Origin of the sequence: Amycolatopsis sp. SID8362, assembly GCF_010550475.1 — a bacterium.
In the GTDB taxonomy this organism is placed as follows: domain Bacteria; phylum Actinomycetota; class Actinomycetes; order Mycobacteriales; family Pseudonocardiaceae; genus Amycolatopsis; species Amycolatopsis eburnea.
Genome location: NZ_JAAGNB010000519.1, coordinates 1 through 732, shown reverse-complemented (window position 1 = coordinate 732; position 732 = coordinate 1). Strand labels below are relative to the sequence as shown.

Genomic DNA, 732 nt, shown 5'->3' with positions numbered 1-732 from the left:
GGCGGGGTCGCCGCCGCGGTGCCCGGCGGGTTCGGGGACCCAGTACCGCTCGTTCCGGAAGGCGTGCGTGGGCAGGTCGACGCGCACCGCGCCGGACCCGGCGTAGACCGCGTGCCAGTCCGGGGACGTGCCCGCGACGTGCAGCTCGGCCAGTGCCGCCTGCAGCGCCAGGGGTTCCGGGCGGCCCGCGCGCAGCACCGGGACGCAGGTCAGGTCGTCGGCGCAGTCCTGGGCCATCGCGGACAGGACGCCGTCGGGGCCTAGTTCGGCGAAGCGGTGGACGTCGCGCTCGGTCAGCCACGCGATCCCGTCGCGGAAGCGCACCGCGCCGCGGACGTGGGCGACCCAGTAGTCCGGGCTGGTCAGCTCCTCGGCGGTGGCGAGCCGGCCGGTGACGTTCGAGACCACCGGGATCTTCGGCGCCGCGTAGGTCAGCGTGCGCGCGACCTCGCCGAACTCGGCGAGCACCGGGTCCATCAGCGGCGAGTGGAACGCGTGGCCGACGCGCAGGCGCTTCGTCTTGCGGCCCATTGCGGCGAACCGCGCTTCGCACTCCGCGACCGCGGTTTCGGCGCCGGACACCACGACCGAACGGGGGCCGTTGACCACGGCGACGGCGATCGCGCCGAGCCCGGCCAGCACCGGGGTGACCTCGTCCTCGGCCGCCTGCACGGCGAGCATCGCGCCGCCGGCGGGCAGCGCCTGCATCAGCCGGCCGCGGGCGGCCACCAG

The 732-nt window shown here is 76.2% G+C and carries 1 protein-coding gene; it reads right to left on the bottom strand.

Annotated elements, in window-relative coordinates; all coding sequences use genetic code 11:
* A partial coding sequence (locus G3I65_RS16285) for an acyltransferase domain-containing protein (RefSeq protein ID WP_160696861.1) occupies positions 1-732 on the bottom strand: 732 nt, incomplete at both ends.